Here is a 26,399-nt window from a genome sequence, read left to right on the forward strand (position 1 = left end):
AATGATCATGAAAGTATCGGTGATTTTAACAAGCTACAATAAACCAGATTTCATTGATCGTGTGCTAAAGAGTATGGTAGAACAAACGTATCCGCATTGGGAGCTTTTGATTATGGATGATGGCTCAGAACAGGGCACCATTCAAAAGATCCAGCCCTATTTAAGTGATGAGCGCATTCAGCTGTATTCGCACACGGTTCATCCGGCAAAACGGCTGTTAACCGCACGATATGCGACGCTTATTAATGAAGCACTAACCCGTATAACAGGTGAGCTCATTTGTTATTTAACCGATGATACCGTGTACCATAAAGATCGTTTGCTTAAAATGGTGGATGTTTTTCGGTCGAAGCCTCATATAGATATTGTGTATTCCTCGCAGAGGGTTGTGCATGTGAATCAGCATTTAGTGGAAACGATGAGTTTTGTTCGAGAAGCAAATCAAATCTTAGAGCATGCGTCCTTTCAAGTGGACCATTGTTCGGTCATGCACAGAAGCCGCTTGCTTCCACTGATTTATGAAAAATACGGACAATATTGGGATGATGAGCCAAAGCACTGGCATCATGCAGATTCTGTTTTTTGGATGAGGCTGAATCATTTCGCTTCGTTTTTTCCATTAAAAGATGTACTGGATACAACGTATAAAACGCCCCATTCCTTTCATCATCAGTTTTCGAGTATGCCGTATGATTTAATTGACGGAACGGTCATTGAAAAAGAAGGGGATTATTATCAAATCGCAGACGGGAAACTTCATGAAATTGAAAAGCGCTGGATCAATGAAAAGAACAGGCGTGCGATCCGTGTTCCGCTATTATGTGAGATGAAATATGAAATAAAAGAGAAGCTGGCAGTACCCAATTATACAGTCGTCACCGCAGATCAGGGGAAAACGTTCTTTTATATTGAAAAACAGAAAAAAAGAAGGTTTGCTTCAAAACGTGACGTGCAATATTTTCAGTTTCACCCAAAGGAGATTTATACGATTTCAAATGACCAGCTTCAGTCATTTGAGGATGGCGATATCATCAAAGTTTCTCCTGTATTCAGTCCGCCAAACAGGCGGCTGTTTAAATGGAAACAAGATGTTTATTTACTTGTGCATCATGCCTTTTGCCGTATTGATCCTGAGGTGGTGAAGCGGTTTGCTTTTTATCATCAGCCGATTAAGCTGTACCCGTCCCAATTTACGTTATTTCAGGAAGGGAAGTCGATTGTTCCGCTGTATAGGGAATCGCTGCAAGAATTCGATATGTCTCTTTATCAGACATCCGGGCGAAAGCACTCCTCATAAGAGGGGTGCTTTTTAAAATTTTTGCAGGAAGTAGAAAGGAAAAAGCGAAACATGAAAAAGACAGGGAACCATTTAGAAATGATCAAGCCGCTGAAAACTCGGCAATTGATGCCGGTTTTTTGGCACTGAAAGTGAGGGGGAAAGAATGGGGAAAGTTGTCGAAAGAGCAGATTGGTTTGAATTAATTTTAGAAGCCATTGATGAAGCCATTCATGTTGTAGATGATCAAGGGATGACGATTTTTTACAATCATAATGCCGCTAAGTTTGACTGTTTACAAAAAGAAGAGGTGATTGGCAAGTACATCCTTGATGTGTATCCCTCTTTAACTGAAAAAACAAGTACGCTTATGCATGTGTTGAGAACAGGAAAGCCCATTTATCATTCGCTGCAAACCTATTTGAATAAAAACGGAGAAAAAATTGAAACAGTGAACACGACATTACCTATTATTGAAGATAACGAGTTAATAGGTGCGGTCGAAGTCGCAAAAGATGTATCCAAGCTGTCAGCCCTTTCCAATCGTTTAGATCAAAAAAAGCGAACATATGACGTGGATGGGGTAGAACAAATGCATGATTTTGCTTCATTTTTAACAAATGATCCGCTTTTAAAAGAAATGCTTGAAAGGGCAAAAAAAGCAGCTGCTTATCCGTCATCAGTTGTTGTCTACGGAGAAACTGGGACAGGAAAAGAAGTGCTTGTTCAAGCCATTGTCCATGAATCTGACCGAAAAAACCAAGTGTTTATTCCGCAAAACTGCGCAGCACTCCCAGAAACATTACTTGAAAGTCTATTGTTTGGATCTGTCAAAGGGAGCTATACGGGCGCAATTGATCGCAAGGGACTTTTCGAATTAGCTGATGGGGGCACGCTTTTTCTTGATGAGCTCCAAGCGATGCCGCTCACGCTTCAGACGAAATTATTACGTGTGTTAGAGGATGGCGTTGTCCGCCGCATCGGTGATGCAAAGTCCATTCAAGTGGATGTTCGGCTCATTACTGCGCTCAATATGGACCCATTTGAAGCAGTGAAAAAGCAAATTTTAAGAGAAGATTTATTTTATAGACTGCATGTGTCATCTTTTCATATTCCGCCGCTTCGTGAGAGAAAGCAAGATATCACGCTGCTATCCCGCCACTTCATTCAAACCTATCATCAGCAGTTTTCAAAAAACGTCACACGCCTTTCTGAAGAAACGGAACGATTGTTTATGGCGCACCACTGGCCTGGGAATGTTAGAGAATTAAAACATACGATAGAGCATGCCGTGTTGATGATGCCAAAGGAAGCGGAAGAGATCACCCCTCTATACCTTCCGGCTCATTTACGTGAGCAAAAGCTGAAAAAGGAAACATCTGAAGCCTCCTTAAAAAATCAAGTGTCTTCATTTGAACAAACATTGATTCAAGAAGCTTTACATCAGCATAATGGGAATATTAAAAAAACCGCCGCTGCCTTAAAAATCCCTCGACAAACGCTGCAATATAAACTGAAGAAATATGCAGATGCCGAAATGTAGGCACAGCATCCAATTGAATATGACGGGTAAAGCTCCTTTTGTAAAGAATAGGGGCATTTTCCCATGTTGGCACATAACTTGCATAGTATAAAGTGAATGCTGATAGGGGGAATGGATATGAATCAGAAATTGTATGAACCGGCGCGTCACTGGAAGGACATTGAGCTTTGGAAGGATGTACCTGAGGAAAAGTGGAACGACTGGATTTGGCAGCTGACGCATACCGTGAAAACGCTTGAGGATTTAGAAAAAATCGTAAACTTAACAGAAGAGGAACGAGAAGGGGTGAAGATTTCCACCAAAACCATTCCACTCAACATTACACCCTACTATGCCTCACTGATGAATCCAGACGATCCAAGATGTCCAATACGTATGCAATCTGTGCCAATTGCAGAAGAGCTTCATAAAACAAAATATGATCTGGAAGACCCGCTGCATGAAGATGAGGACTCACCTGTCCCGGGGCTCACACACAGGTATCCAGATCGCGTGCTGTTTCTTGTGACAAATCAGTGCTCGATGTACTGCCGCTATTGTACGAGAAGACGTTTTTCCGGTCAGATTGGTATGGGTGTGCCGAAAAAGCAGTTAGATGCTGCCATTGGATATATTAGAGAAACACCTGAGGTGCGGGACGTGTTAATTTCTGGCGGAGATGGGCTGTTAATCAATGATCAAGTGCTTGAATACATTTTGAAAAACTTACGTGACATTCCGCACGTTGAGATCATTCGGATTGGAACCCGCGCGCCGGTTGTCTTTCCGCAGCGTATAACAGATGAACTGTGCGAGATATTGAAAAAATATCACCCAGTTTGGCTGAATACTCACTTCAACACAAGTATTGAAATTACAAAAGAAGCAAAAGAAGCGTGCGAACGTCTTGTGAATGCCGGTGTCCCTGTAGGGAATCAAGCCGTCATCCTTGCAGGTATTAACGACAGTGTGCCGATTATGAAGAAGCTGATGCACGACCTTGTGAAGATTCGGGTCAGACCATATTATATTTATCAATGTGATTTATCTGAGGGCATTGGCCACTTTAGAACGCCGGTATCAAAAGGGCTTGAAATCATTGAAGGCTTAAGAGGACATACAAGTGGTTATGCAGTGCCAAGCTTTGTGGTAGATGCGCCAGGAGGCGGAGGGAAAATTGCCTTACAGCCAAATTATTTATTATCGCAAAGCCCTGATAAAGTCGTCCTTCGTAACTTTGAAGGTGTCATCACCTCTTATCCAGAACCAGAGCATTACGTCGCAGGCCAGGCAGATGCGTATTTCAATGAAATTTATGAAGAAAAACAAGAACCAGCAATTGGTATTACCGCACTATTTGAGGATGAAGCAAGATCGTTTACGCCTGAGAATTTAAATCGAATGAAACGTAGAGAAGCATATGAGACAAATCCTGAGCATGACACACTCAAAAACAAACGTGAAAAACGGGATGAATTAAAAGAGAAGAAATATCAAGCGCAGCTCAAAAAAGAACAAACCGTGAAGGAGGAGAAATAGCCTTGCTGACATGTGATTGGTGTGAGGAAAACAAAGCAAATGCGGAGCAGACAACAGTCTATTGGGAACTGATCACGGGCACACAATCAATTGAAATCATCGAAACGCCGTCCATCTCCTGCACGCACTGCGGTATGACTTATCAAAAGGATGAGACGGTCAAAGAGATTGAAGATCAATTAATTTTAGTGGACCAGACAAAACTTCCAGAAAAAATCTCCTATGAAGAATTAATGAGCATGGAGCGGTTATTAAAGCGAAATTACTTTGACTTTTCTTCATAAGTTGTACCTCCGCCTATACAAGTCATCAAATTGCTGTATAATATAACAACAAAATAGAGTGTCGCGGAGGGAAAAACAGGTGAAGTCGTTTTACCATTATTTAATGAAGTTCAGACATCCAAAACCGAAAGATGAAATCAGCCATTTTGCAAATGCTGCGTATGAGGATCACAGCTTTCCTAAAGCTTCCACAGATTATCATGAGCTGTGTGCTTATTTAGAATTAAATGGTGATTATTTAAGCTCAATGACAACATTTGACGAAGCGTTTGAGCAATACGAAGTAGAAGTCAAAAAAAAATAACACACAACCGCTTGTTCCATATGGGAGAAGCGGTTTTTTTATAAGAAATAAAATGGCGTTTTGCATGGTGTGGTTGCCCATGCAGAATTCCTTGCGCCGGCATACGATACGTTAAGACCAAAAGTCGGGCAAGGGGGAGACAGAATGAAGGCGAAAGCACCAAAATATCAAGTAGGGGATATTGTCGTCGTTGTCATGTACGGCACAGTCGGAACGATTACAAAAGTCCATCAAATTGACCAGCACTATTTATATGAGGTCAATCATAATGAGGTGCTTTATTTTGAAACATCACTTCAGCTTTACGATGAGTATAGCGGGGTGATTGTCGATACAGAAAAGCTGGACATTGAATATGAGTTCCTCATTGGCGATGTTGTATATGTAAAAGATTACGGAAAAGAGCTATTTAAAATCATCGGTCATCGGACCGAAATTTGGCGCTACCTTGAAGATGGCTGGGAGGATGTCATTTACGAACTTACGAGGCTGAAAGACGGAGAGTGGCTGGAAACAGAAGAGGAGGATTTAACGCTTGTCCTAAGGAAATATGAGATGGATCAGTTTGTTCATCAGCTTCTTTTTGTGCATTACGTCGGAGAAACCTCAAAAGAGTTAGAAGAAGATATGGTTCAAACGGCTCTATTGCAGCTAGAAGAGAAACAAGAAAGCGAAGCTTCACTTGAATTTCTCGCTGTATCTATAGTGGATGAGCTTCTTGATATTTATAACGATTATAAAATTCTCTACGAATTTTTCAAAGATCCAGAATATAAGGATATGATGGATTTTATTTTGGAAAGTTTACACGAACATTTTGGTTAAAGAAAGACTTGTCCTAACACGAATAAAAAATAAGGCACACAGAAAAATGCAATCACATAAAACCATCCCCTCAAGATACGGCCCATCACCTGATCAAATGTTTCTCCATCTAATATGCTTAACCATTTCATTCTTTCAAGCCCCTTTTCTTTTTGTTTACTGCATTTATATGTATGGAATGAGCCATTATGACAAACTGTAATAAAAAACAGCCGGCGTTCATACATCATAAAAAAGGAGGCGGAATGTAATGAAAGAAGCAGATTTGGTGATTGATACAGAGGAAATTGCGGAGTTCTTCTACATGGAGCTGATCAAAAGAGGGTACATACCTGCTGAGCTTGAAACATTTGAGCTGGCTGACATTACATTTGAATATATGCTGAAAAAAGCAATGATAGTTGAAGAAGAGGCGTGGTAGGCACTATACTTTGAAGAGATTCTGAAGAGAGAGGGAGGGGAATCCTTCGCGTGTACATCCTATTTCTTTTCATTTTATTTGGCGCCATTGCTGCGCTCATGGTATCTGGGGCTTTTCAAGATTTGGACAACCAGATCATCTTATGGTTTGAAAGCATCAGACTCCCTTTTTTAAATGATGTCATGCTGGCTTTGACGGACCTTGGCATCAGCGCGCTGCTCGTTCCAATCATGCTCATTTTTAGTGTGGTATTGTTTATGTATAAGCGCTACTACTCTATCATGATGCTTTTTCTATTATATCTCACAGAAAAAACAATCAATCATGAATTAAAGGGGCTGTTTGCTAGAGAGCGTCCGGCCTTTGATCACCTTGTAGGTGAAACGTATTACAGCTTTCCGAGTGGACATTCGATGAATGCAGCCACCATCTATCCTTTTATGGCTTATCTATTAGTTGAGATGATTCCATGGCTGAAAGAACGACAGAAAATCGTCTATTTGATCACAGGACTGGGCGTCCTAGTCATCGGCATCAGCCGGATGTATATTGGCGTGCATTATTTGACAGATGTCGCTGGAGGCTTTGCGATAGGACTCGCTTTATTTCTCATTTGTAAAAAGATTGACGAAAGATTGCCTGTCATTCGACAAAAATAGAAGAAGGAAATTGACAGATCCCAGCCAATTTTATATAAAAGGGGAGGGATTTGAATGCAATTGACGTTGAGATTTTTTCAAAAGAAACCTTCAGCATTTCACTTAACCATTTATCAAACACCTGAATATGGCGCTGCAAGTGGGCATCAGCCTGTGTACCGGACAAAGATTGGCGGCAGAACACACCTTGATGTACTGGAAAAAGCATTCTCGACATTTAATGTACATGATACAGTCCCTAATGATTACAATGCGCGGTTTATCACAACTGGCGATATTGTTGTGATTGATGATAGGAAAAAGGGGAAGTGCTATTATCAGCTCTCTCCGGCAGGATGGAAACGCAGTGAACGACTAATGACGATAGGCTAAATAGATGATGAATGATGCCAGCTTGAGATCCAGCTGGTATTTTCTTTTTTAAGCTCTATCGTTTATAATAAATAGGATAAAATACATAGTAAACGTAAGTGGAGGCTAAAAAATGAGTGTACATATTGGAGCAGAAAAAGGACAAATTGCAGAAACGGTATTGCTACCAGGCGATCCGCTTCGTGCGAAATATATTGCAGATACATATTTAGAAGATGTTGAGTGCTATAACGAAGTGCGCGGAATGTATGGCTATACTGGAACCTATAAAGGAAAACGTGTTTCTGTACAGGGCACTGGGATGGGCGTACCATCTATTTCGATTTATGTGAATGAACTCATTCAAAGCTATGATGTTCAAAACTTAATCCGCGTTGGATCTTGCGGAGCTATCAAAAGGGATGTCAATGTACGTGACGTCATTTTAGCGCAGACATCATCAACAGATTCACAAATGAACCGTGTGGCATTTGGGCCGATTGATTATGCGCCATGCGCCGATTTTGGCCTGCTTAAGAAAGCATATGACACAGCGGAAGCAAAAAATGTCGCTGTACGTGTCGGAAATGTATTTACAGCAGACCAATTTTACAATGAAAAACCACTTGAGCTCATGGCTCAATATGGTATCCTAGCGATCGAAATGGAGACAACCGCTCTTTATTCTCTTGCAGCAAAATTTGATCGAAAAGCGTTATCCATTTTGACAGTGAGTGATCATGTTCTAACAGGAGAAGAAACAACGGCTGAAGAGCGTCAAACAACGTTTGATGAAATGATCTTAATTGCGCTAGACTCCGTTTTATAATAGTATAAAGGGTGTGCTACTACGTAGCGCATCTTTATTTTTTTAGAAGAGCAAAAGGAAGGTATGTCATGAAGAAAAGCTACAAAATACTCTCAATCGCATCGATTCTTGGTTTGACAGCCGCACTATCAGGCTGCCAGTTGCTGGATCAAAAAAGCGGTACATCTGAATCAAACAAAACAAACGAACAAAAAAACGCAGCAAGTTCATCTCCCCAGCACAACTCAAACGATACGGCAGATTCATCGAATCAAGAGCTGACGTTAAAGAGTGAATATTTCAATGACATCAAGGTTGTGAGCGGTCTGAAAACCATTCAAAATCCTGAAAATGTGCTAGCACTTGTTAACAAAGAATATGCATTACCAGGAACCTATAAACCTTCTGATCTCGTTGTGCCAAAAGTAGAATTCTCTTTTTCGGAAGATATTGAAAAGCGGTATATCCGCAAAGAAGCAGCGGAAGCGCTTGAGAAGTTATTCAAAGGTGCAAAAAAGGAAAACTTCGAGCTTGCTGCAGTATCTGGCTATCGCTCCTATGACCGTCAAAAAGTCATTTTTGATAGTGAGGTCAAATTAAAAGGCAAAGAAAAAGCACAAGAAGCAGTCGCTTTACCAGGCGAAAGTGAACATCAAACAGGTCTTGCCATGGACATTTCCTCAAAAAGTGCCGGCTTTGAGATCTCTGAAAAATTTGGTGAAACACCAGATGGCAAATGGGTGGCTAAAAACGCCTATAAATATGGCTTTATCATCCGTTATCCAAAAGGAAAAGAAGACATTACGAAATATGAATATGAGCCGTGGCATTTGCGCTATGTGGGAAAAGAAGCTGCTAAAGCGATGCATGATCACGATTTAACATTTGAAGAATACATGAACAAAGTAAAGAAAATCTAAACAAGTAAAAGGCCTCCCAGTTATTCGGGAGGCCTTCTCTTATTCTTCTTTTAAAAAAAGAACAATCCTGCTAGTGCGAAGCCGGTAATGAACCCGAGTCCGATGCCATACGCTGCACCCCAGCCATAATATCCGCCCCAATAGCCAAAGCCAAAGCCCCCGCGAGACCCGCCGACTGGACGAATATAAACTTTGCGGTTTGTCACACGCTCAATGCGTCCGACATGTACTCTGCCATTACGATCAGTGATTCTAGCGACTTTCCCCATGTGCTGCTGACAAAGCTTGTAGTAGCGCTCCATGTTTTTCCTCCTTATGACAAACTCTTTTCACTCTTATCCTATGCGAGAGACCTCATAGAGTTTGGACAAAACATATAGGGGATTCGCTCATTTTATACAGTGCATTCAAATAGAATGTGACTTAGCTGCTTGCGGTGTGCTTGAATGAGATCGTAGTGTGTTTGCAGCGTCTCGTAAAGAGAAGGCGGTATGTGTTCAGATAATTCCATTTCTGTTGGTTCCTCCTGCACCATATGTTCATCGAATGAGAGAATCTGAATGTCACGGAAGCCTGCTGCTGTTAACTGCTCCTTCCATTCTTCAAGCGACAATAGCGAGTGAAAGCCGTAAAAATCTCGAACAACGGCCATCTCTTCACGTGTAAGAGGGGCTTTTAACACAGCTTCATTTGCAATCAATTGACTGCCAGGAGCAAGGACCCGTTTGATCTCAGCAAGTGCGACAGGCAGCTTGGTAAAGCTTAAAACAGATTCACTGATGAGTAGAGAGAACGCTTGATCTGGAAAAGGTAGCTGCTCAATGGATGCCTCTAAGGCGCGGGTTGGCAGTTCTTCCCGCTTGAATCGCAGGTTCGCCTTTTCAATCATCAATGGATGCGTATCAATGGCCTCCACCTGATAACCTATATTTCCTAAGTAGGCGGCCGTCTGTCCTGTACCGCATCCGGCATCCAGTATACGTGCATGAGGCGGCAGTTTTATATGCTCAATCATCGTTTTTGTTAACTCAATTCCGCCAGGATGGGCACCTGATACGCCAAAATAGGCAAGCATTTCTACATAATCACTCATATCATCCCTTCTTTCCTTATCCTGTTCCTCTCTAAAGATTATGCAATAAAGGAGCAAATGGCTTATCTTTTCAAGTAGAAGTTGATCCTTTGGTTGACGGATGAAGCATCGTCCTTGATAATAATGAAAGGAGATAAAGGTGGTGTTTTTTTGAAAAAACAAATGAAGTTCGTGGTAGCCATTCTGGTGACTGCTGCACTGTCCTCTGCGATTACATTTGTGATCACAAAACAAGGTGCTGTCAGCGTCTCTGGAGACGAGAAGTTTAGTAAACTCATGGCTGCGTATACGAAGGTAAAGGATGAGTATTACGAAAAAACGGATGATCAAAAACTAGTAGATGGTGCGATCCAAGGAATGATTGCATCACTTGATGATCCATACTCTACATATATGGATCAGGAGGAAGCCGAAGGATTTAACAACACCATTTCTTCATCATTTGAAGGAATTGGTGCACAAGTAGAAGAGAAGGATGGACAAATTTTAATTGTCGCACCGATTAAAGGCTCTCCTGCTGAAAAAGCTGGTTTGAAACCTCATGATCATATTTTAAAAGTGGATGGAAAAAGCACCAAAGGCATGTCGGTCAATAAAGCAGTCTCTCTCATCAGAGGAAAAAAAGGAACGGATGTCCAGCTGCATCTCAACCGTCAAGGAGTGGGCAATGTAGATGTGACCATCACAAGAGACACGATTCCACTTGAAACGGTGTATGCCAAACTCACAAAAGACAAAATAGGAGAAATCCAAATTACGTCCTTTGCTGAAACTACATCGAAAGAGCTGGATAAAGCAATTGATGACCTCGAGAAAAAAGGGGCGAAAGGTTTTGTCATTGACCTAAGAGATAATCCAGGCGGCATTATGACAGAAGCCATTGAAATGAGCAATGACTTTATCGATAAAGGGAAAGTCATTATGCAGGTTGAAGAAAAAGGGAAGAAACAAGTGTACAAGGCTGAAAAAGAACGCAAAGTCCATCAGCCGGCAGTTGTTCTTGTAAATGGCGGCTCAGCCAGCGCTGCTGAAATCATGGCGGCGGCTCTGCACCAATCTTCAGGCATTCAAATTGTGGGTGAAAAGACGTTCGGCAAAGGAACTGTTCAAAATGCGCAAAACTATAATGACGGTTCTAGTGTCAAGTTAACCATTGCAAAATGGCTGACTCCAGACGGTTCTTGGATTCACAAAAAAGGAATTGAACCACAGGTCAAAGCAGCTCTTCCAAGTTATGCAAAGCTGCCGTACTTAAGCCCGAAAAAATCGTATGAGCTAAATGACAATGGAGATGAAGTCAAAGCGGCTCAAAAAATGTTCCAAGCGCTCGGCTACAAAGCAAAAGCAAACGGTGAGTACGATCAAGCATTCCAGACTATCGTCAAAAGCTTCCAAACAGACAACGATTTAAAGGCAGACGGTATTCTGACAGGAGATACAACGACCGTTCTGATGACAAAGATCCAAGATAAGTTAAAGAACAACGATACACAAATGAAAAAAGCCATTGAAGTCTTGAAAAAAGAAATGAAATAAAGAAAAAGCAGTCCTCATCAGGGGACTGCTTTAAGATTGTAGAAAAACCCCACCTTTATTTTAAGTGAAGTGGGGTTTTTTGATAAAAACATATAGAGTTTTAAGCTGAACACGGGTCTTTCCATGTCTAGTTTGCTTCCTTTTAAAATTCATGGCAATGAAAGTAAGTATACTTTCTTTTTTGATCCATGTAACGCTGTTAGGTGTTACTATTTGTATGGAAAAAGACTGTTTTAAACTTGACAAAAAAATGTGATTATGCTATAATTTACTTTCTTATTTTTAGGATATATAATAGGATTCTCCTGGCCAGGAGAATCCTATTTTTTTGTTCTAAAATAAAGGAGTGTGTTTGTATGAAGAAAGATGAGTCCAGTGTCACTTCGTTAATATCAGCTTTTGCTAGATCCTATCATAGTCAATTTGATACGCCTAAAATCTTTAATGATTATATAGCTAAAGAATTAATTTCTGAAAAAGAATTCAATGACATCAAAGAAAATATGGTTCAAGGCATACATTTCTTCAACAAAGATATCGCACAAAAATTCAAAGGAAATACAGAAGAAATATTAAAATGGATTACACAAGTCCAGCTGTCTCCAATAACCTTATCACGTGCTGCGTATTGCGAAAAAGTATTGCTTCATGAGATAGCGTTAGGATTAAGACAATATGTCATACTTGGCGCTGGATTAGATACTTTTAGCTTCCGACATTCAGAATTGGAAAACAGCTTAGAAATATTTGAAATTGATCATCCAACTACACAGGAATTTAAAAAGCGAAGATTGGACGAGGCTAACTTAAAAATCCCAAGTAATCTTCATTTTGTTTCTATGGACTTCACCAAAAATTTGTCCTATCAAAACCTAATATGTCAAGGATTTGATAACAAAAAGACGTTCTTTAGTCTTCTGGGTGTTTCTTACTATTTAACGAAAGAGGAAGTTTCAAGCTTAATAGATTATTTATTCACCAAGGTTCCATCAGGGAGTTCAATCGTTTTTGATTATGCAGATGAAAAACTATTCGAAGAAAAAGGAACCTCTAATAGAGTTGAAAATATGGTGAAAATGGCTTCAATAGGCGGAGAACCGATGAAATCATGTTTTTCGTACTTTGAAATCGAAAAGGTGTTAGAGAAATCAGATTTACTCATTTATGAACATTTATCACCTGAAAAAATTAATAAACTGTATTTTAACAATAGAGAAGATTACCTATCAGCTTTTGAGACCATTCATTACATTCATGCCGTAAAAAAATAAAACTCCAGCATGTACATTGGAATTGTGTTATACAAAAAATCTTGTAGACTTTGTCTACAAGATGAAAGCAGTCCTCATCAGGGGACTGCTTTTTCTTATCTTGTAATCGCTTCTGTTTTTTCATCATCCTTTTCAAATAGTTCATTCATGACAGAATTGGATGTGACCTTCTTTTGGAAGAATGGATTTAAAATCAAGATGACTACGACGTTTGCTAGTAAACCAAGAAAACCTTCATAAAGACCGAACGTGACTTGTGAGATATTCGCTGTAAAAGTGACGATGATTCCAATGACTAACCCAGCAATCGTTGCTTCTCTCGATTGTTTTTTCCAGAATAAGCTGATGGCAATAGCTGGGAAGATTTGGACCATTCCTGAAACACCAATGAGCTGAAGTGTGACAAGTGCAGTTGGGAACAGCATTCCGAATAAAAGAGCGAGCCCGATGACGATAAACACCATCGAACGTGTAATGATGGTCAATCTTTTAGGTGACACATTCGGATGAATTAAGTCACGGTATAAATTATTGGCAAATAAATTCGATGCGCCAATGGCCATGATGGAGCATGGAATCAGGGAAGCCAGGGCAATCGTTGAATAAGCAAGCCCCTGCATCACGCCGCCATATGATGTTTGAATTAAATGAAGAAGAGCAAATCTTGGATTTGTATCTTCTGGTAAGACTAAAAAGGCAATAAATCCAAGGAAGATGACCAAAATCAATACAATATTATAAAGAGGCAAAAACATGCTGTTTTTACGGATGGCATCTGCGCTTTTGGCTGTAAAAACCCCAGTTGCCGCGTGTGCCCACATAAACAAAGCAAGGGCAGAAACGCCTGAAGCAGTAATGAACCATAAAATCCCCTTAGGGCCGCCTTCAGGGATCGTGAGAAGCTGAGGCGCTTCTTTGGCTAACGTGTTCATCATCGGTGTCCAGCCGTTAAAATGAATAATTGGCAGTGAAACCACCATAAACAGCATGATCACCCAAACGAGAATATCCTTAATAATGGCTGTATATGTAGGACCTTTAATACCACTGAAAAATGTATAAAGTGCGACTAAAATAAATGAAATGATAACAACTGCATTGACATTAATATAATTCGTTCCAGCGACAGTTAACGTATCTTGAATCCCGCTCAGCTGAAGACAAATATAAGGAATCAGCATAAGTACCCCAACAATCGCAATCAAACTAGATAACAGCTTGCTGTCAAACCGCTCACGTGCATAATCGGCAAGTGTTGTAAGGTTGTGACTTTTCGCTACCGTCCATAGTTTCGGTAAAAAGAAATAAGCAATAAAATAAGCTAGGACTGAATACGGAATAGCGAAAAAAGCGACGCTTCCAGCTGTATAAGCTGTACTTGTAAGCCCTAAAAAGGTATAAGCTGTATATAAGTCTGCGCCAACGAGGAACCAGACAAGCAGTCCGCCAAATTTTCTCCCGCCGACAGACCATTCTTCTACTGACTGTCTTGATGATTTGTCACGACCAGCGGCAAAACCGATGACCACGACGATGAAAATAATACTTGCAGTAATCAATAAAGCTGTTAAATTTCCTTGCATTAGTCAGTTCCTCCATTTGAATGTTGCATCTTATAAATGATAAATGTGCAAATTGGTGTGAGTACAATCCATAGTAAGAGCCAGAAGTGGAAAAAGGGCAGGCCGATGACAAATGGATGAATGCGATTCGCAAATGGCAGTAATGCGAGCTGTCCAATGAATGGAATCGCGATAAGTAGTGCCAGCATCAATTTTTTGTTCATGATTTCCTCCTGAATATTTTGTAATTTCATAATAATAGCAGTTGTCAGATTAGATCACAAGACCATTTTCAGAAAAAACAATCATTTTGGTGAATATCATACTAATATAACGCTTTCATTCTTAAAAAGGAGAAAGAGTGAAGATGTAAAGAGGGAGAAGGTGAAAGAAAGTATGTAGAAATAATATTTAAAACAAATAAAAAAGCCCCAGCATAAAAGCTGAGACCTTGCCAATTTTTAAAGGAAATCAGATACTTCTTCGATGTCGAAACGATTGCTTTTATGAGCTTCTTTTGCTGCTTTACCAACAGAAATCAGCATCACTGGGTCGTAGCGGCCGCTTACATTGAATTCCTTGATGTATGCTTCTTTACTGAAGCCACCCATTGCACACGTATCATAGCCCATTGCTTTCGCCGCAATCATTAATTGCATAGCAGCTAATGAAGCATTTGAATACGCTGCTTCTCGTGCATATTGCTCACTTTGGTATGCACCATTGATTTGAGTCATCAATGTTTCTTTAATGTCTTCAGTAATAAAGCCTTGTTCAGCCAGCTCACTGTAGATTTTTTCGCCATTTTGGTTAGCTTCAAGGTCACCTAGAACTGCAATAACAGCTGATGCTTGTGATATTTGCTTTTGGTTGTACGCGATTGGAAGTAACTTCGCTTTTGCTTCAGCACTATGGAAAACAGTGAAGTGCCAATGTTGAAGGTTCCAAGCAGATGGTGCTTTTGTTGTGATTTCAAGAAGCTCTGTTAACTCTTCTTTTGTCATTTCATGAGTAGTATCATACTCTTTTACTGAAGCTCTTTGTTTTAAGATGTCAATCGTTTTTTGATCGGTCGCCATATGGATATTTCCTCCCGTTTTTGCAAATAGTATGGTACAATAACTAAAAAGTGAGAAACTTACTTATTGTAACTAGAGATATTTTAAATTGTACACCGTTAGTTTGTCAAACAATCATGAAAAGAAAGGCTGAAATTTATGGAATTCCAATTATGTCCACACATTCAGCAAGCTTTTTTACTCCTAGGCAAAAGGTGGAATGGGCTTATTATACATGTATTGCTTGATGGTCCAAAGCGTTTTAAAGACCTCACAGACACGATTCCATCTATCAGTCAAAAAATGCTTGCAGAGCGTTTAAAAGAGCTCGAGCAAGAAGGAATTATAGAGCGGACTGTCCTGCCCGAGACGCCTGTCAAAGTCATTTACAGCTTAACTGAAAAAGGGAATGCGCTACATGATGTGTTTCATGAGGTATCTCGGTGGGCAGGGGAGTATACAGACTCTCACGGCAAAAAGGAGCAAGCCTAGTTTCAGGTTTGCCCAAACATTTTGACTCTTGATGAATATGCTGATGTTAGGCACATGACAAAGGAGGAGAAATGCATGTACCCTCATACTCCGTATTTTCGAGGCGGCGCCCCTGGCATTCCGCCATATGAATCCAGAGTCCCTTTGTTTTTTGGTTTTGGCGCTCCTTTGGTCGGCGGACTGCTTGGCGGATTTCTAGGAAGTGCGATTTTTAATTATCCCCGTCCATATTACCCCCCGCCACCACCGCCTGCTCCACCACCTTATGGCGGCGGATATCCACCATATTATTAAGAAAAAAGAGTAAGCCTGCTTCCATTCCAAAGCAGGCTTTTTATAATGGAATATCAATTTCAGAAATTCCTGGATCATCATGCTTTAAAAACATAATTTCCAATATACCGTCTTGATACGACGCCTTCGTTCCTTTTCGCTTCACAGCAGCAGGGAGGACGACTTTTTTCTGCGCCCCTTCTTCAGGAAAATGATCAATAAACAGCAGATTGGCTGTATGTTTGATTTTGACTTTTTCTGTGTTCGGACGAGCAAGTTCAATTTTGACAAACACATGATCAGTCGTCTCGAACACTTCGACATCTGGCTCTTTTTCTTTTTGAACGTCAGTTTCTCTTGTTTTTTGATTTTGAGATAGGGGGTCCTGAAATGGGAACTGAGCAGGATAATTGGAGCCGAATACACTTTCCATGACTTGATTGACATACTGCTCAACGTCTTTAGGATCTGAATTCTTTAAGGCTTCTTTTGAGAACTGCTTTTGAAAAGGGAATAATCGGTTCCAGTCGAACATGCGAATCATCCTTTCTAAATGCCCTGAATTAGTATATGCCCATTCGTCAGCGTGCGTGCTATAATATACGTTAGATTTAGAAAGGGATGGTTACATTGAACGAACAGCATTCAAAAGGTGTTCTCTACACGGCAGCATCTTTTACACTCTGGGGTTTATTCCCGTTATATTGGAAGCTGATGGAGCATATTTCGTCAGGCGAAATTTTAGCGCACAGAATTGTATGGTCATTTGTGTTTATGTGCGGTATTCTTTTGTATTTAAAACAAGTCCGCCCAGCGATGCAGACAGTAAAGGGTCTCATACTGGATGGTAAAGCATTTTTTTCATTACTTTTATCTGCTATTTTAATTTCGGTCAACTGGTATGTATATATTTGGGCAGTCAATCATGGTCTTATGCTAGAAGCAAGTTTAGGGTACTATATTAATCCGCTTGTATCCGTTCTATTAGGGATTATTTTCTTAAAAGAACGACTAAATAAATTGCAAACCATTGCCATCCTCATTGCCGCATTTGGGGTGATCCTTTCAACAGTTCAATACGGGTCATTTCCTGTCGTTGCTTTCTTATTAGCCTTTAGCTTCGGTTTTTATGGTCTGATTAAAAAAAGGATGAGCTTCACGAGCGCGATTGGTTTGACGATTGAAACGCTGCTTCTCGCACCGGCTGCACTAGTGTACTTATTATTTTTCTTAAAAGAACCTGTTGTGACTATGAATCCTAACAGCTTCGGGTCGCTCGGACTTTTATTTTTTGCAGGTGTTTTTACAGCCGTGCCGCTTCTTTTATTCTCAGAAGGCGCAAAAAGAATTCCTCTTTATCAAGTGGGCATTTTGCAATACATTGCACCGACAATTACGCTGTTTTTAGGGCTGTTTGTCTATCACGAACACTTATCCGCAGCTAAAATTGTGACGTTTCTTTGTATTTGGGTGGCGATTTTACTGTTTACCACCTCTCAATTACGCATGAAAAAAACAGCGAATTCTCATTAAGCCAAACGAGCAGTTTGCTTTTTTTTGCAGGCGGATCATGTCATAATAAGTTGTTACCAAAACTGTAGAGGTGATCATATGTCGTCAGCTCATGAGCTTGCAGCCGCCTATCAATCTTTATGGAAAAATCGTCAGCTTGATGTTGATGATATGTCTTCTTTACACGAGGCCATATGTGATGATTTACTTGATGCACGAACTCATCCGAGGGCGAGGAAATCATTACACCAAAAGTATGTGCTTGCTGTGGAGAGAATTTTAGAAAGTGAGCTTAAGCATGATCATCAGCTGCAGCTGATCAGCTTACATACAAAAAAGCTGCGAGAATTAATTCAAAATGAAGGAAGGAACCACTCATGAAACCAATTCAAACGGAAGATGTCACAGCACATCTTGAATCGTTTTTAAATCGTCCAGTCTTCGTTCATCTTGAAACGACAACTGGTTCTTATTCAGCTCATGTAAACGAACAAAATATGACGGTTGTGGCATATATCCGCAACGCGAAAGTCGTCTATTCACAGGCGAAAATAAAAGGACAAGGTCCATACCGTGTTGGAATGAAAACAGAAGATGGCTGGATTTACGCAGAAGGATTAACCGATTATGTGTTTGATGACCAAGGCCGCCTGCTTTTAGCTGGGCACTTGCCAGACGGGAAACTAGCGATCTCATTACAAATTAGTGAAACACCATTTCAGGTGTAGAAGAAAGGGTGACGAGTCATGAACGAACATGTACTAGTGATGCTGCCTCACCCCGATGATGAATCCTTTGGGGTTGCAGGTCTCATTGCACAAAGCAGAAAACGCGGAATTCCCGTCACATATGCATGCGGGACACTTGGGGAAATGGGCAGAAATATGGGAAGCCCAACATATGCTAACCGTGAAACACTTCCGGAATTAAGAAAACAGGAATTAATCAATGCCTGCAAAGAAATGGATATCACAGACTTACGTATGCTTGGCTTGCGTGATAAAACATTGGAATTTGAAGACGACGAGTATTTGGCAGATGTGATGGAATCCATCATTGATGAAGTCAAACCGACACTCATTGTGACATTTTATCCAGGACACGGTGTACACCCTGATCATGATGCGACAGGCGAAGCTGTCATTCGCGCTCTATACCGCAAGAAAAAAGAAGACCGCCCTGTCACATACTGCATGGCCATTACGAAAAATAGAGAAGAAGTGCTTGGAAATGCGGATATTGTCATTGATATTACAGATGTTGCAGATATCAAATTAAATGCACTAAGAGCGCATAGAACGCAAACAGAAGGCATGCTGAGAGAACTTGAACAAAAACTGAAAAACAAAGAACCAGTCGTCCAAAAATGGTTTGATGAAGAAATTTTCTGGACGTACCAATGGAATGATTAAATAAGAAAGAGGCTGTCGATATGTTTTGACAGCCTCTTTCTCTTTTTTGATCTAAACAGCTATCATTGAAACAAATTCTTTATTAGAAATATATTTCTCATCCATTTTATGTATTGACTGAAGATATTCGATATGGTAAATTTCACCTATTGAAAAGCGAATTTTGTTATAAAATTTGCTATTATTTCTATCTATACACCTAATTGTCTGAATATTAATCATTTAAAGTGCAGGATGTAATAAAAAATCTTTATAAAATGTCGCTAATCGTTTAGTCTGCATTTTTCGTGGAATGACAATCCTGAGATTCAGTAGAAGGAACATTTTATTCAAAAAGGGAGTGATTAAAATGGGCAAGCTAAGATTGTTATTAGCGGCAAACCTTATTTCTACTGTGGGTACTGGAGTTACTTCTTATTTAATTATTTGGTTGTTAGTAGACCAATTAAATCAGTCAGTATTATATGGTATTTTAACTATGGTTACGATGGCTTTTGTGTTCTTTTCCTCGCCCTTTTTAGGCAGCTTGGTTGATAGACACTCTCGAAAAAGCATATTTCTTAAATTAGAGATCATTGGTGCAGTCACGCTGTTTATTTTTCTCATTCTCTTTGATATTTCAAATCTTCTCAATATGATACTTGTTGTTTTATTGACCTTGTATAATACGACATATGACTCAATAAAATATCCAACTTTATCAGCTCTAACTCAGGAAATGTTTAATCAAAGTGAATATAGCAAAGTGAATAGCAGTTTAGAAGTTCAAGGTCAAGCAGCATTAATGATTAGCTCTGGATTAGCTGCTTGTTTGATCGGACAAATATCGATGACCCTTATATTGATTATGAATGTGATCACATACGTTATCGCATCAATCCTCATTTATAAATTGCCTTATCAATCTAGCAGTTCAATTAAGGAACAATCCCATTCTACAAAAAGTGTATCATATTGGGCGAATTTCACATCATCACTTCAATATCTTTATCATCGTAAAGTTATGTTTGTTCTTTTATTAACAACTTTTGTGCCCAGCATTGTCATTATTGTGGCAAATTATTTGGATCCGATTTTTGTTTATCATTTCTTGAATGAGGGGCCTTCAGTGATTGGTATCGCAAATATTTTTTACGCAATTGGAGCAATTAGCGCTGGCTTCATCACGTATCAAATGTCGAAGAAAGTCGGGGATATTCCGGGAATTATCTTGTTTATGATTCTTTTTGCCACCTCAATAATGGCCATTTTCATAATTCCACATTCATTCACATTTATTGCAGCAAGCCTTCTTTTGGGGAACGCAAATGCATCAATTAGAATTTTTAGAAAAAGCTATCTGTTTCATTATGTTGATAATGCGTTTATGGGACGTGTCAACTCTTTAATCAATGCGTTTAAGTTATTAGGTCAGATTTCGCTTATTGGTATTTTAACGATCACAGTGGTACCAGCAGGAAATTCAAATGTCGGCTATGTTATTTTATTTCTGATCGTCATTGTCTCTCTTTTCATCACATTCTATTTATATGTGAAAAAAGTCCGTAAATTAAAATAACAATGACCCTCTCACGCCTCCTGCTTCCGAGCAGTAAAAAAATAAGATCGAATCAATTAAGTTATCTACTGATGAGTAGTGAATCAAATAAAAAATCAACCGAGAAGGATTCGGTTGATTATGTATTAGAGAGTGTATATCGTCTTTCAATCAATTTAAGACGGATAAAGAGGACGATGGCACCTGCGGCAAGCCCGGCAATCAGCCCAATCCAATAACCAAACGCACCAAAGGAGGTATATGTGCCAATGAGATAACCGGCAGGAAGACCGATGACCCAGTAAGAGACAAAAGCAGCAATCAGCGTATAATTCACGTCTTTATAGCCGCGCAGAGCCCCTTGAATGGGTGCAGCAATCGCATCTGACAGCTGGAAGAAGATCGCGTAAATCAAAAAGTGCTGAGTCATTTGTAAAACAGCTGATTCAGCTGTATATAAACCAGCGATCTCTGGTCTGAATAACAAAATAAGTGCGGCAGTACATAATGAGAATAATACCGCCGTACCAATGCCGATATAGCTATAGCTTTGCGCGTCTTTATATCTCTTAGCCCCCGCTTCAAATCCAACAACGATCGTTAAAGCCATAGAGATACTAAGCGGTAAAATATAAAGAATAGAAGCAAAGTTCATCGCTGCTTGGTGACTGGCGATTGTAATGGTATCAAAGTGACCCATTAACAGCGTCACTGCTGCAAAGATACTCGTTTCAAAAAAGATCGCAAACCCGATAGGAAGGCCAATTTTCAGTATTTGCCCTACACGGGAGATATTGATTCGAGGCAGTTTTTGAAACAAACGAAATGAGGCGAATGGCTCTGCTTTAATGACAATACAAATACTCATGATGAAAATCGCCCAATACGTCATTGCAGATGCAAGGCCGGCACCCGCACCGCCAATCTTTGGAAAGCCAAAATTCCCAAAAATCAATACGTAATTTAAAACAAAGTTAATAGGAAGTGCTGTGAGCGTGATGAACATCGTCACACGTGTTTTCCCTAATGCATCAATAAATGACCTAAGCACCGAATAACCAAACAGCGGGATGATGCCAAAAGCAAGAAAGCTGAGAAAATGCCGGGCAATATCCTCTACAGATTGCTCGAGTCCAAGTCCTCCGAGTATGTAAGGAACGCTGATCGTACCAATGACAATCACAGCGATACTTAAAAGAAAGGACAAATAGATCGCCTGAAAGACCGCCCGGGGAACATCTTCTTTATGCCCAGCCCCCATCAGCTGAGCCACAATCGGAGTAACAGCCATCAAAATACCGGCAAGTCCTGTATAAACAGGTGTCCAAATACTAGAACCGATCGCAACACCCGCAAGGTCTTCTGCACTTACTTTTCCAGACATCACCGTATCTAAAAAGGTAATAAGTGAAAGACCTGCTTGGGTGATTAAAATCGGAATCAAAATGGTTAAAAATAGTGTCAGCTTTGCTCGAATGCTATTCGTTTCTCTCATCATAAGTTCCTCTCTGAACAGAAATAACGAGAGGAATTATATCATGCTATGTAAAAAAATCAATTCTCCGTCGGATTATTTTTCTTAGATGGCTTCGTTTTTTTAAACATTTGGGCATAAATAAAAGAAAGACTGACAACACCTAAAATGCTGCAAGCATATTGGATGATTTTCTGAATGGTCATATTAAGTTCACCTCCATACAAATAGAATGTGCACAATTTGCTATTTTATAACAACAAGCGAAAGAAGGAGGGAAAAGGTCAGATGATCCACCGGACGAACGAAGAAGTCATATTTAAAGCAGGAATGAGAACACACTTGATGAACATTAAGAAGGATGCAAGTGACATCATTGATTCTCTTGATGAAACAGAGCAGTGCTTACTTTGTGATCTCGAATCATTGCATGATCAGTTTAATGAAATGCATGCAGAGGCTTCGTCGTTTTATTTGCAAGCGTATATGGAAGAATTCACACCAGGATTTGCTCAATTTTCTTTAGCAATTGAGCATTTATCAAAACAAAAGCATGGTGCACTCATTGTGATCCAAAGAAGGGATGAGGTTGAAGATTTTATTCAAAAAGGGACAAACCTCCATGCGAAAATTAGTGCTTCCTTAATAGAAAGCATTTTTTACCCGGGAAATCCACTTCATGATGGGGCTCTTTTAGTCAAAGAAAATACACTTGTTTCTGCTGCAAATGTGCTGCCGCTTACATCAAAAAAAGTGAGCCCGTCGCTCGGCACAAGGCACAGGGCAGCGATCGGACTCTCTGGTATGACCGATGCACTTGTTCTTGTCGTATCAGAAGAAACGGGAAAAATGTCGTTTGCGAAAGAAGGCGTGCTTTATCCGCTTACCGTAAAAGATCCGGAAATAAGAAAATAAAAACGAACGCTGCATTCTTCATTCGGAAGGATGCTTTTTTATTTGTGGAGAAAAAATAGGCAATTAAGCAAAAAGTCATTTGATACAGAAAAATTTGTCATGTAGAATAGAACTATGAAACTAGCAGCGTGCTTGTTTTGACAAATTTCTAAACGTCAACTTAAAAATTCCTTAAAAAATGTTTATAAATAAAACAAACAGCCGATAGAAACGATATGGCTTTGTTTTTTAGCATTTTGAGTTGGCTGCTTTAGCCTATTTGTTATTGCCCAACGTCTTCATGTCGAGTAATATAATAGAAATAAAGATAAAATAGTGCAAGAGAAGCAGAACCATTAAATGCTAAACTCGAAACTAGTACATAAGTCTTAATGAACCAAATTACGAAAGGCGGAGATTTCTTTATGAAGAAAAAAGTAGTAACCGGCCTCACAGTTTCAGCGATCGCTGGCTCAGCTGTGTTTGCTGCACCGGCAGAAGCACAGACGATCAAGGTGAAAAGCGGTGACTCACTTTGGAAGATTGCCGAACAGTACAATACAAGTATTTCGGAGCTTCAATCTCTTAATCAATTAAAAACAACGATGATTTTTGCAGGCCAAAGCTTAAAAATTCCTGGTGCAAAAAGCAAAAAATCGAGCTCATCAACAAGTTCAAAATCAACGAAATCAAGTGCTTCAACGACTTCCAGCTATACTGTAAAGCTTGGAGATTCTTTATGGCTGATTGCAAAAAATCATAAAATGTCAGTTGCGGGCTTAAAGAGCCTAAACAGCTTAAACAGCGACTTGATTCGTCCTGGTCAAAAGCTAAAGGTATCTGGCAGCACGAAGACGAGCGGAAGTCAGTCATCAAATTCAAACTCATCTTCAAATTCCAGCTCAAGCAATAAGACAACGAACTCAAATAGTTCATCGTCTTCAAGTACATATAAGGTCAAATTAGGGGATTCTCTTTGGAAAATTGCGAATTCGCTAAATATGTCGATTGGTGAAATCAAAACATTGAACGGATTAAAATCTGATATGATTTATCCGAATCAAGTATTGAAAGTAAAAGGGACGGCTGCATCAAAACCAAGTCAGTCAAAACCTACTAAACCAAGCAATTCAAACAGTAACCAGTCTTCTAGCGGGAAAACAACATCTTATACTGTAAAATCAGGCGATTCGTTATGGAAAATTGCGAATCAATTCAAAGTACAGGTTCAATCCATCCGCACAGCCAACAGCTTGAAAAGTGATGTGCTTAGAATTGGACAAGTATTAAAAATTAATGGTGCAGCTTCCGGCTCAACTGGATCGAACGGTTCTACGTCTAACGGTTCAACAACTCCAGTCAACAATAACAAAAACGATGTACCAATGAACGCAAAGATCACGACAATGATCCAAGAGGGGAAAAAGCTGACAGGCGTTCCTTACAGATGGGGTGGTAATACTCCAGCAGGATTTGACTGCAGCGGCTTTGTTTACTATCTCATTAACAAAGTTTCATCTGTATCCAGACTAAGCACAGCAGGCTACTGGAATATGATGACTTCTGTTAGCACACCACAAGTTGGAGATTTTGTTTATTTTACAACGTATAAAGCGGGCCCTTCTCATATGGGACTATACCTTGGCGGGGGAGATTTCCTTCATGCAAGTGACAATGGAGTAGGGATCTCGAACCTAAGCAACCCATATTGGAAAAAAGCCTACTTAGGTGCAAAACGTTTCTTCTAAAAAAGCCGATTTTCGGCTTTTTTTGTTTGCCCGCTGCTGTGATTGTCCATACTGATAACAAAAGGGGGCAGTCATAAATGAAAAAGTCAGTGTGGATGATCATGATATGTTTGGTCTTTACTGCGTCAGCATGTCATGCACCGCCGAAAAAAGAAATGACAGAAGAAACAAGCGAAGTTGCCGCACCTAAACAATCAGCAGTCACGACGTCACTCATAAACGAAAGCGGGCAAAAAATAGGAAGCATTGAAATCAGAGAATCCTCAGAAAATGGGCTGGATTTGCATGTGAAGGCGAAAGGGCTGCCGCCAGGTCCTCACGGTTTTCACATTCATGAAACAGGAATATGTGAAACGCCAGATTTTGAAACGGCAGGAGCTCACTTTAATCCAACCCATAGAGAGCATGGTTTTGACAATCCAAAAGGGCATCATGCTGGAGATATGCCTAATTTAGAGGTAGGGGCAGATGGACAAATCGATGTTGTCGTGAACGTACCAGATGTGACGTTAAAGGGAGGCCCAAATCAATTAATCGATCAAAATGGGCGAAGCTTTATCATTCATGCAGAAGCAGATGATTATTTAAGTAACCCTTCTGGAAACTCAGGGAAACGCATCGCTTGCGGTTCAATGACAAAAGAAATGGTAAAATAACAGAAGTCTAACCTTTATGTATTGAGTGCATAAAGGTTTTTTTAGTATACTTGGTGAGGAAAATGATCGAAGAGAGGAATTAATCATACATGTTTAACGAACAATCACTCCCAGAAGAAATTCAAGCAATGATTGAAGCAAAAGCAAAAGGGCTGGAAGAAGAATTTCGTCCACTTATTGGAACAGGCGGCTATGAATCACAGGATACTTCTATCATTCAAGATGCCATGATTGCATTAGCACTAGGAAAAAACGTTCTTTTAAAGGGACCGACCGGCTCAGGTAAAACAAAACTAGCAGAGACATTATCCGCTTTCTTTCAGCAGCCGATGCACAGTGTGAACTGCTCGGTTGATCTTGATGCTGAAAGCTTAATTGGCTATAAAACCATTCACAATGATGGTCAGGTGGCTTCGATTGAATTCATTGAAGGACCTGTGACAAAAGCAATGAAAAAAGGCCATCTTTTATATATTGATGAAATCAACATGGCGAAGCCAGAAACACTTCCTATTTTAAATGGTGTACTCGACTACAGAAAAATGATGACAAACCCATTTACAGGTGAGGTTGTTCGAGCAGAAGAAGGCTTTGGCGTCATTGCGGCAATCAATGAAGGGTATGTAGGCACAGTGCCTCTAAATGAAGCGTTAAAAAACCGATTTGTTGTCATTGACGTTCCATATATCGGCGGCGGTATCCTGAAAGATGTGTTGCAATCTCAATCTGTTTTAAAGGATGAGCGGTTAATTGATCAATTCGTTCAGCTCTCATCAGACCTTATTACACAAGCTCATAACGGACAGGTGAGTGAAGAAGCAGCATCCATCCGCGCGCTCCTAGATACTTGTGATCTTGCGCAATACATCCCGCCGCTTCGTGCCGTTGAACGAGGGATTGTTGAAAAACTGGAAGATGACCGGGAAAAAGCAGCGGTAAGAAATATCGCCCAAACATTATTCGAGTGAGGTT

At 40.0% G+C, this 26,399-nt stretch carries 33 protein-coding genes; 24 read left to right on the forward strand and 9 right to left on the reverse strand.

Annotated features, from left to right (window positions below; all coding sequences use genetic code 11):
- The first annotated feature begins 1 nt into the window (after position 1).
- From AMR95_RS16645 to AMR95_RS16675, 6 genes are all read left to right on the forward strand, one after another.
- Complete coding sequence (locus AMR95_RS16645; protein WP_058838905.1) at positions 2 to 1,297, forward strand: glycosyltransferase family 2 protein; 1,296 nt, start codon at positions 2 to 4, stop codon at positions 1,295 to 1,297.
- Positions 1,298 to 1,442: 145 nt separating this feature from the next.
- On the forward strand, positions 1,443 to 2,819 hold the full coding sequence (locus AMR95_RS16655) for a sigma-54 interaction domain-containing protein (protein ID WP_058838906.1): 1,377 nt from the start codon (positions 1,443 to 1,445) through the stop codon (positions 2,817 to 2,819).
- Between the two features lie 117 nt (positions 2,820 to 2,936).
- Positions 2,937 to 4,337, forward strand: a complete 1,401-nt coding sequence (gene ablA, locus AMR95_RS16660; protein ID WP_047203279.1) for a lysine 2,3-aminomutase — start codon at positions 2,937 to 2,939, stop codon at positions 4,335 to 4,337.
- Between the two features lie 2 nt (positions 4,338 to 4,339).
- Positions 4,340 to 4,621 (forward strand): YokU family protein, encoded by a 282-nt coding sequence (locus tag AMR95_RS16665; protein WP_012010281.1) that lies wholly within the window; start codon positions 4,340 to 4,342, stop codon positions 4,619 to 4,621.
- 79 nt (positions 4,622 to 4,700) lie between these two features.
- Positions 4,701 to 4,925 (forward strand): YozE family protein, encoded by a 225-nt coding sequence (locus tag AMR95_RS16670; RefSeq protein WP_024422709.1) that lies wholly within the window; start codon positions 4,701 to 4,703, stop codon positions 4,923 to 4,925.
- A 144-nt stretch (positions 4,926 to 5,069) separates the two neighbouring features.
- Positions 5,070 to 5,750, forward strand: a complete 681-nt coding sequence (locus AMR95_RS16675; RefSeq protein WP_039179337.1) for a hypothetical protein — start codon at positions 5,070 to 5,072, stop codon at positions 5,748 to 5,750.
- On the opposite strand, the gene AMR95_RS19540 is transcribed toward AMR95_RS16675, so the two are convergent.
- Entirely contained in the window at positions 5,747 to 5,881 is a 135-nt protein-coding gene (locus AMR95_RS19540; RefSeq protein WP_255290989.1) for a hypothetical protein, read from the reverse strand. The genes AMR95_RS16675 and AMR95_RS19540 overlap by 4 nt on opposite strands.
- A gap of 119 nt (positions 5,882 to 6,000) precedes the next feature.
- Here AMR95_RS19540 and AMR95_RS19010 point away from each other — a divergent pair, with 119 nt between their 5' ends.
- The 5 genes from AMR95_RS19010 (at position 6,001) to AMR95_RS16695 (ending at position 8,909) form a co-directional block, all read left to right on the forward strand.
- A complete protein-coding gene (locus AMR95_RS19010) occupies positions 6,001 to 6,171 on the forward strand; it encodes a YozD family protein (protein WP_064497481.1) in 171 nt (56 codons plus the stop codon).
- Between the two features lie 50 nt (positions 6,172 to 6,221).
- Positions 6,222 to 6,830, forward strand: coding sequence for a phosphatase PAP2 family protein (locus AMR95_RS16680; protein WP_058838907.1), 609 nt, complete (start codon positions 6,222 to 6,224; stop codon positions 6,828 to 6,830).
- A gap of 54 nt (positions 6,831 to 6,884) precedes the next feature.
- On the forward strand, positions 6,885 to 7,202 hold the full coding sequence (locus AMR95_RS16685; protein ID WP_039179333.1) for a hypothetical protein: 318 nt from the start codon (positions 6,885 to 6,887) through the stop codon (positions 7,200 to 7,202).
- A 112-nt stretch (positions 7,203 to 7,314) separates the two neighbouring features.
- A complete protein-coding gene (gene deoD, locus AMR95_RS16690; RefSeq protein WP_012010274.1) occupies positions 7,315 to 8,010 on the forward strand; it encodes a purine-nucleoside phosphorylase in 696 nt (231 codons plus the stop codon).
- A gap of 68 nt (positions 8,011 to 8,078) precedes the next feature.
- Entirely contained in the window at positions 8,079 to 8,909 is an 831-nt protein-coding gene (locus AMR95_RS16695; RefSeq protein ID WP_039179330.1) for a M15 family metallopeptidase, read from the forward strand.
- Positions 8,910 to 8,959: 50 nt separating this feature from the next.
- Here the strand turns inward: AMR95_RS16695 and AMR95_RS16700 are convergent, their stop codons facing one another.
- Together AMR95_RS16700 and AMR95_RS16705 are read right to left on the reverse strand one after the other, a co-directional pair.
- Complete coding sequence (locus AMR95_RS16700) at positions 8,960 to 9,211, reverse strand: hypothetical protein (protein ID WP_024422704.1); 252 nt, start codon at positions 9,209 to 9,211, stop codon at positions 8,960 to 8,962.
- Positions 9,212 to 9,303: 92 nt separating this feature from the next.
- Positions 9,304 to 10,002, reverse strand: coding sequence for a class I SAM-dependent methyltransferase (locus AMR95_RS16705; protein WP_039179329.1), 699 nt, complete (start codon positions 10,000 to 10,002; stop codon positions 9,304 to 9,306).
- Between the two features lie 150 nt (positions 10,003 to 10,152).
- Here AMR95_RS16705 and AMR95_RS16710 point away from each other — a divergent pair, with 150 nt between their 5' ends.
- Together AMR95_RS16710 and AMR95_RS16715 are read left to right on the forward strand one after the other, a co-directional pair.
- Complete coding sequence (locus AMR95_RS16710) at positions 10,153 to 11,538, forward strand: S41 family peptidase (protein WP_058838908.1); 1,386 nt, start codon at positions 10,153 to 10,155, stop codon at positions 11,536 to 11,538.
- A gap of 356 nt (positions 11,539 to 11,894) precedes the next feature.
- Complete coding sequence (locus tag AMR95_RS16715) at positions 11,895 to 12,809, forward strand: class I SAM-dependent methyltransferase (RefSeq protein ID WP_058838909.1); 915 nt, start codon at positions 11,895 to 11,897, stop codon at positions 12,807 to 12,809.
- A gap of 95 nt (positions 12,810 to 12,904) precedes the next feature.
- Here AMR95_RS16715 and AMR95_RS16720 read toward each other — a convergent pair whose 3' ends face one another.
- The 3 genes from AMR95_RS16720 to AMR95_RS16730 form a co-directional block, all read right to left on the reverse strand.
- Positions 12,905 to 14,392: a sodium:solute symporter family protein gene (locus AMR95_RS16720; protein WP_039179321.1), complete on the reverse strand. Its 1,488-nt coding sequence runs from the start codon at positions 14,390 to 14,392 to the stop codon at positions 12,905 to 12,907.
- A complete protein-coding gene (locus AMR95_RS16725) occupies positions 14,392 to 14,595 on the reverse strand; it encodes a DUF3311 domain-containing protein (RefSeq protein WP_024422700.1) in 204 nt (67 codons plus the stop codon). Before AMR95_RS16725 ends, AMR95_RS16720 begins: the two co-directional genes overlap by 1 nt.
- Before the next feature lie 237 nt (positions 14,596 to 14,832).
- Positions 14,833 to 15,450 (reverse strand): nitroreductase family protein, encoded by a 618-nt coding sequence (locus AMR95_RS16730; protein WP_058838910.1) that lies wholly within the window; start codon positions 15,448 to 15,450, stop codon positions 14,833 to 14,835.
- Positions 15,451 to 15,588: 138 nt separating this feature from the next.
- Between AMR95_RS16730 and AMR95_RS16735 the strand changes: the two genes are divergently transcribed.
- Both AMR95_RS16735 and AMR95_RS16740 read left to right on the forward strand, forming a co-directional pair.
- Positions 15,589 to 15,921, forward strand: a complete 333-nt coding sequence (locus AMR95_RS16735) for a winged helix-turn-helix transcriptional regulator (protein ID WP_024428324.1) — start codon at positions 15,589 to 15,591, stop codon at positions 15,919 to 15,921.
- Between the two features lie 75 nt (positions 15,922 to 15,996).
- Positions 15,997 to 16,215: a hypothetical protein gene (locus tag AMR95_RS16740; protein WP_024422697.1), complete on the forward strand. Its 219-nt coding sequence runs from the start codon at positions 15,997 to 15,999 to the stop codon at positions 16,213 to 16,215.
- A 40-nt stretch (positions 16,216 to 16,255) separates the two neighbouring features.
- Here the strand turns inward: AMR95_RS16740 and AMR95_RS16745 are convergent, their stop codons facing one another.
- Positions 16,256 to 16,729, reverse strand: coding sequence for a hypothetical protein (locus AMR95_RS16745; protein ID WP_058838911.1), 474 nt, complete (start codon positions 16,727 to 16,729; stop codon positions 16,256 to 16,258).
- 86 nt (positions 16,730 to 16,815) lie between these two features.
- On the opposite strand from AMR95_RS16745, the gene rarD reads away from it, so the two are divergent.
- The 5 genes from rarD (at position 16,816) to AMR95_RS16770 (ending at position 20,676) form a co-directional block, all read left to right on the forward strand.
- Positions 16,816 to 17,727: an EamA family transporter RarD gene (rarD, locus tag AMR95_RS16750; RefSeq protein ID WP_039179314.1), complete on the forward strand. Its 912-nt coding sequence runs from the start codon at positions 16,816 to 16,818 to the stop codon at positions 17,725 to 17,727.
- Between the two features lie 78 nt (positions 17,728 to 17,805).
- Positions 17,806 to 18,087: a hypothetical protein gene (locus tag AMR95_RS16755; RefSeq protein WP_024428326.1), complete on the forward strand. Its 282-nt coding sequence runs from the start codon at positions 17,806 to 17,808 to the stop codon at positions 18,085 to 18,087.
- Positions 18,084 to 18,434, forward strand: a complete 351-nt coding sequence (locus AMR95_RS16760; RefSeq protein WP_008359999.1) for a YojF family protein — start codon at positions 18,084 to 18,086, stop codon at positions 18,432 to 18,434. Before AMR95_RS16755 ends, AMR95_RS16760 begins: the two co-directional genes overlap by 4 nt.
- Positions 18,435 to 18,452: 18 nt before the next feature.
- On the forward strand, positions 18,453 to 19,118 hold the full coding sequence (bshB2, locus tag AMR95_RS16765) for a bacillithiol biosynthesis deacetylase BshB2 (RefSeq protein ID WP_039179311.1): 666 nt from the start codon (positions 18,453 to 18,455) through the stop codon (positions 19,116 to 19,118).
- 349 nt (positions 19,119 to 19,467) lie between these two features.
- Entirely contained in the window at positions 19,468 to 20,676 is a 1,209-nt protein-coding gene (locus AMR95_RS16770; RefSeq protein ID WP_058838912.1) for an MFS transporter, read from the forward strand.
- Between the two features lie 118 nt (positions 20,677 to 20,794).
- On the opposite strand, the gene AMR95_RS16775 is transcribed toward AMR95_RS16770, so the two are convergent.
- Entirely contained in the window at positions 20,795 to 22,150 is a 1,356-nt protein-coding gene (locus AMR95_RS16775; RefSeq protein WP_058838913.1) for an MATE family efflux transporter, read from the reverse strand.
- Positions 22,151 to 22,209: 59 nt separating this feature from the next.
- A complete protein-coding gene (locus AMR95_RS19545) occupies positions 22,210 to 22,335 on the reverse strand; it encodes a hypothetical protein (protein WP_008359993.1) in 126 nt (41 codons plus the stop codon).
- A gap of 82 nt (positions 22,336 to 22,417) precedes the next feature.
- Here AMR95_RS19545 and cdaS point away from each other — a divergent pair, with 82 nt between their 5' ends.
- The 4 genes from cdaS to AMR95_RS16795 all read left to right on the forward strand — a co-directional run bounded on the left by cdaS (position 22,418) and on the right by AMR95_RS16795 (position 26,395).
- Positions 22,418 to 23,044: a sporulation-specific diadenylate cyclase CdaS gene (gene cdaS / locus AMR95_RS16780; protein ID WP_058838914.1), complete on the forward strand. Its 627-nt coding sequence runs from the start codon at positions 22,418 to 22,420 to the stop codon at positions 23,042 to 23,044.
- 404 nt (positions 23,045 to 23,448) lie between these two features.
- Complete coding sequence (locus AMR95_RS16785; protein ID WP_058838915.1) at positions 23,449 to 24,771, forward strand: C40 family peptidase; 1,323 nt, start codon at positions 23,449 to 23,451, stop codon at positions 24,769 to 24,771.
- A gap of 77 nt (positions 24,772 to 24,848) precedes the next feature.
- Positions 24,849 to 25,427: a superoxide dismutase family protein gene (locus AMR95_RS16790; protein ID WP_058838916.1), complete on the forward strand. Its 579-nt coding sequence runs from the start codon at positions 24,849 to 24,851 to the stop codon at positions 25,425 to 25,427.
- Positions 25,428 to 25,516: 89 nt separating this feature from the next.
- A complete protein-coding gene (locus AMR95_RS16795) occupies positions 25,517 to 26,395 on the forward strand; it encodes an ATP-binding protein (protein ID WP_024422689.1) in 879 nt (292 codons plus the stop codon).
- Positions 26,396 to 26,399: the final 4 nt, after the last annotated feature.

The sequence above is a fragment of the Bacillus sp. G1(2015b) genome (assembly GCF_001482475.1).
GTDB classification, from domain to species: Bacteria; Bacillota; Bacilli; order Bacillales; family Bacillaceae; genus Bacillus; species Bacillus safensis.

Excerpts from the sequence above, each read along its gene's own strand:
- AMR95_RS16755 (WP_024428326.1), top strand. The coding sequence starts at position 17,806 with ATGTCGTCAGCTCATGAGCTTGCAGCCGCCTATCAATCTTTATGGAAA.
- AMR95_RS16705 (WP_039179329.1), bottom strand. The coding sequence starts at position 10,002 with ATGAGTGATTATGTAGAAATGCTTGCCTATTTTGGCGTATCAGGTGCC.
- AMR95_RS16695 (WP_039179330.1), top strand. The coding sequence starts at position 8,079 with ATGAAGAAAAGCTACAAAATACTCTCAATCGCATCGATTCTTGGTTTG.
- AMR95_RS16655 (WP_058838906.1), top strand. The coding sequence starts at position 1,443 with ATGGGGAAAGTTGTCGAAAGAGCAGATTGGTTTGAATTAATTTTAGAA.
- AMR95_RS16675 (WP_039179337.1), top strand. The coding sequence starts at position 5,070 with ATGAAGGCGAAAGCACCAAAATATCAAGTAGGGGATATTGTCGTCGTT.
- AMR95_RS16715 (WP_058838909.1), top strand. The coding sequence starts at position 11,895 with ATGAAGAAAGATGAGTCCAGTGTCACTTCGTTAATATCAGCTTTTGCT.
- AMR95_RS16685 (WP_039179333.1), top strand. The coding sequence starts at position 6,885 with ATGCAATTGACGTTGAGATTTTTTCAAAAGAAACCTTCAGCATTTCAC.
- AMR95_RS16735 (WP_024428324.1), top strand. The coding sequence starts at position 15,589 with ATGGAATTCCAATTATGTCCACACATTCAGCAAGCTTTTTTACTCCTA.
- bshB2 (WP_039179311.1), top strand. The coding sequence starts at position 18,453 with ATGAACGAACATGTACTAGTGATGCTGCCTCACCCCGATGATGAATCC.
- AMR95_RS16645 (WP_058838905.1), top strand. The coding sequence starts at position 2 with ATGATCATGAAAGTATCGGTGATTTTAACAAGCTACAATAAACCAGAT.
- AMR95_RS16760 (WP_008359999.1), top strand. The coding sequence starts at position 18,084 with ATGAAACCAATTCAAACGGAAGATGTCACAGCACATCTTGAATCGTTT.
- AMR95_RS16785 (WP_058838915.1), top strand. The coding sequence starts at position 23,449 with ATGAAGAAAAAAGTAGTAACCGGCCTCACAGTTTCAGCGATCGCTGGC.
- deoD (WP_012010274.1), top strand. The coding sequence starts at position 7,315 with ATGAGTGTACATATTGGAGCAGAAAAAGGACAAATTGCAGAAACGGTA.
- AMR95_RS19545 (WP_008359993.1), bottom strand. The coding sequence starts at position 22,335 with ATGACCATTCAGAAAATCATCCAATATGCTTGCAGCATTTTAGGTGTT.
- ablA (WP_047203279.1), top strand. The coding sequence starts at position 2,937 with ATGAATCAGAAATTGTATGAACCGGCGCGTCACTGGAAGGACATTGAG.
- AMR95_RS16790 (WP_058838916.1), top strand. The coding sequence starts at position 24,849 with ATGAAAAAGTCAGTGTGGATGATCATGATATGTTTGGTCTTTACTGCG.
- cdaS (WP_058838914.1), top strand. The coding sequence starts at position 22,418 with ATGATCCACCGGACGAACGAAGAAGTCATATTTAAAGCAGGAATGAGA.
- AMR95_RS16795 (WP_024422689.1), top strand. The coding sequence starts at position 25,517 with ATGTTTAACGAACAATCACTCCCAGAAGAAATTCAAGCAATGATTGAA.
- AMR95_RS16700 (WP_024422704.1), bottom strand. The coding sequence starts at position 9,211 with ATGGAGCGCTACTACAAGCTTTGTCAGCAGCACATGGGGAAAGTCGCT.
- AMR95_RS19010 (WP_064497481.1), top strand. The coding sequence starts at position 6,001 with ATGAAAGAAGCAGATTTGGTGATTGATACAGAGGAAATTGCGGAGTTC.
- AMR95_RS16730 (WP_058838910.1), bottom strand. The coding sequence starts at position 15,450 with ATGGCGACCGATCAAAAAACGATTGACATCTTAAAACAAAGAGCTTCA.
- AMR95_RS19540 (WP_255290989.1), bottom strand. The coding sequence starts at position 5,881 with ATGAAATGGTTAAGCATATTAGATGGAGAAACATTTGATCAGGTGATG.
- rarD (WP_039179314.1), top strand. The coding sequence starts at position 16,816 with ATGGTTACATTGAACGAACAGCATTCAAAAGGTGTTCTCTACACGGCA.
- AMR95_RS16725 (WP_024422700.1), bottom strand. The coding sequence starts at position 14,595 with ATGAACAAAAAATTGATGCTGGCACTACTTATCGCGATTCCATTCATT.
- AMR95_RS16775 (WP_058838913.1), bottom strand. The coding sequence starts at position 22,150 with ATGAGAGAAACGAATAGCATTCGAGCAAAGCTGACACTATTTTTAACC.
- AMR95_RS16720 (WP_039179321.1), bottom strand. The coding sequence starts at position 14,392 with ATGCAAGGAAATTTAACAGCTTTATTGATTACTGCAAGTATTATTTTC.
- AMR95_RS16745 (WP_058838911.1), bottom strand. The coding sequence starts at position 16,729 with ATGTTCGACTGGAACCGATTATTCCCTTTTCAAAAGCAGTTCTCAAAA.
- AMR95_RS16770 (WP_058838912.1), top strand. The coding sequence starts at position 19,468 with ATGGGCAAGCTAAGATTGTTATTAGCGGCAAACCTTATTTCTACTGTG.
- AMR95_RS16740 (WP_024422697.1), top strand. The coding sequence starts at position 15,997 with ATGTACCCTCATACTCCGTATTTTCGAGGCGGCGCCCCTGGCATTCCG.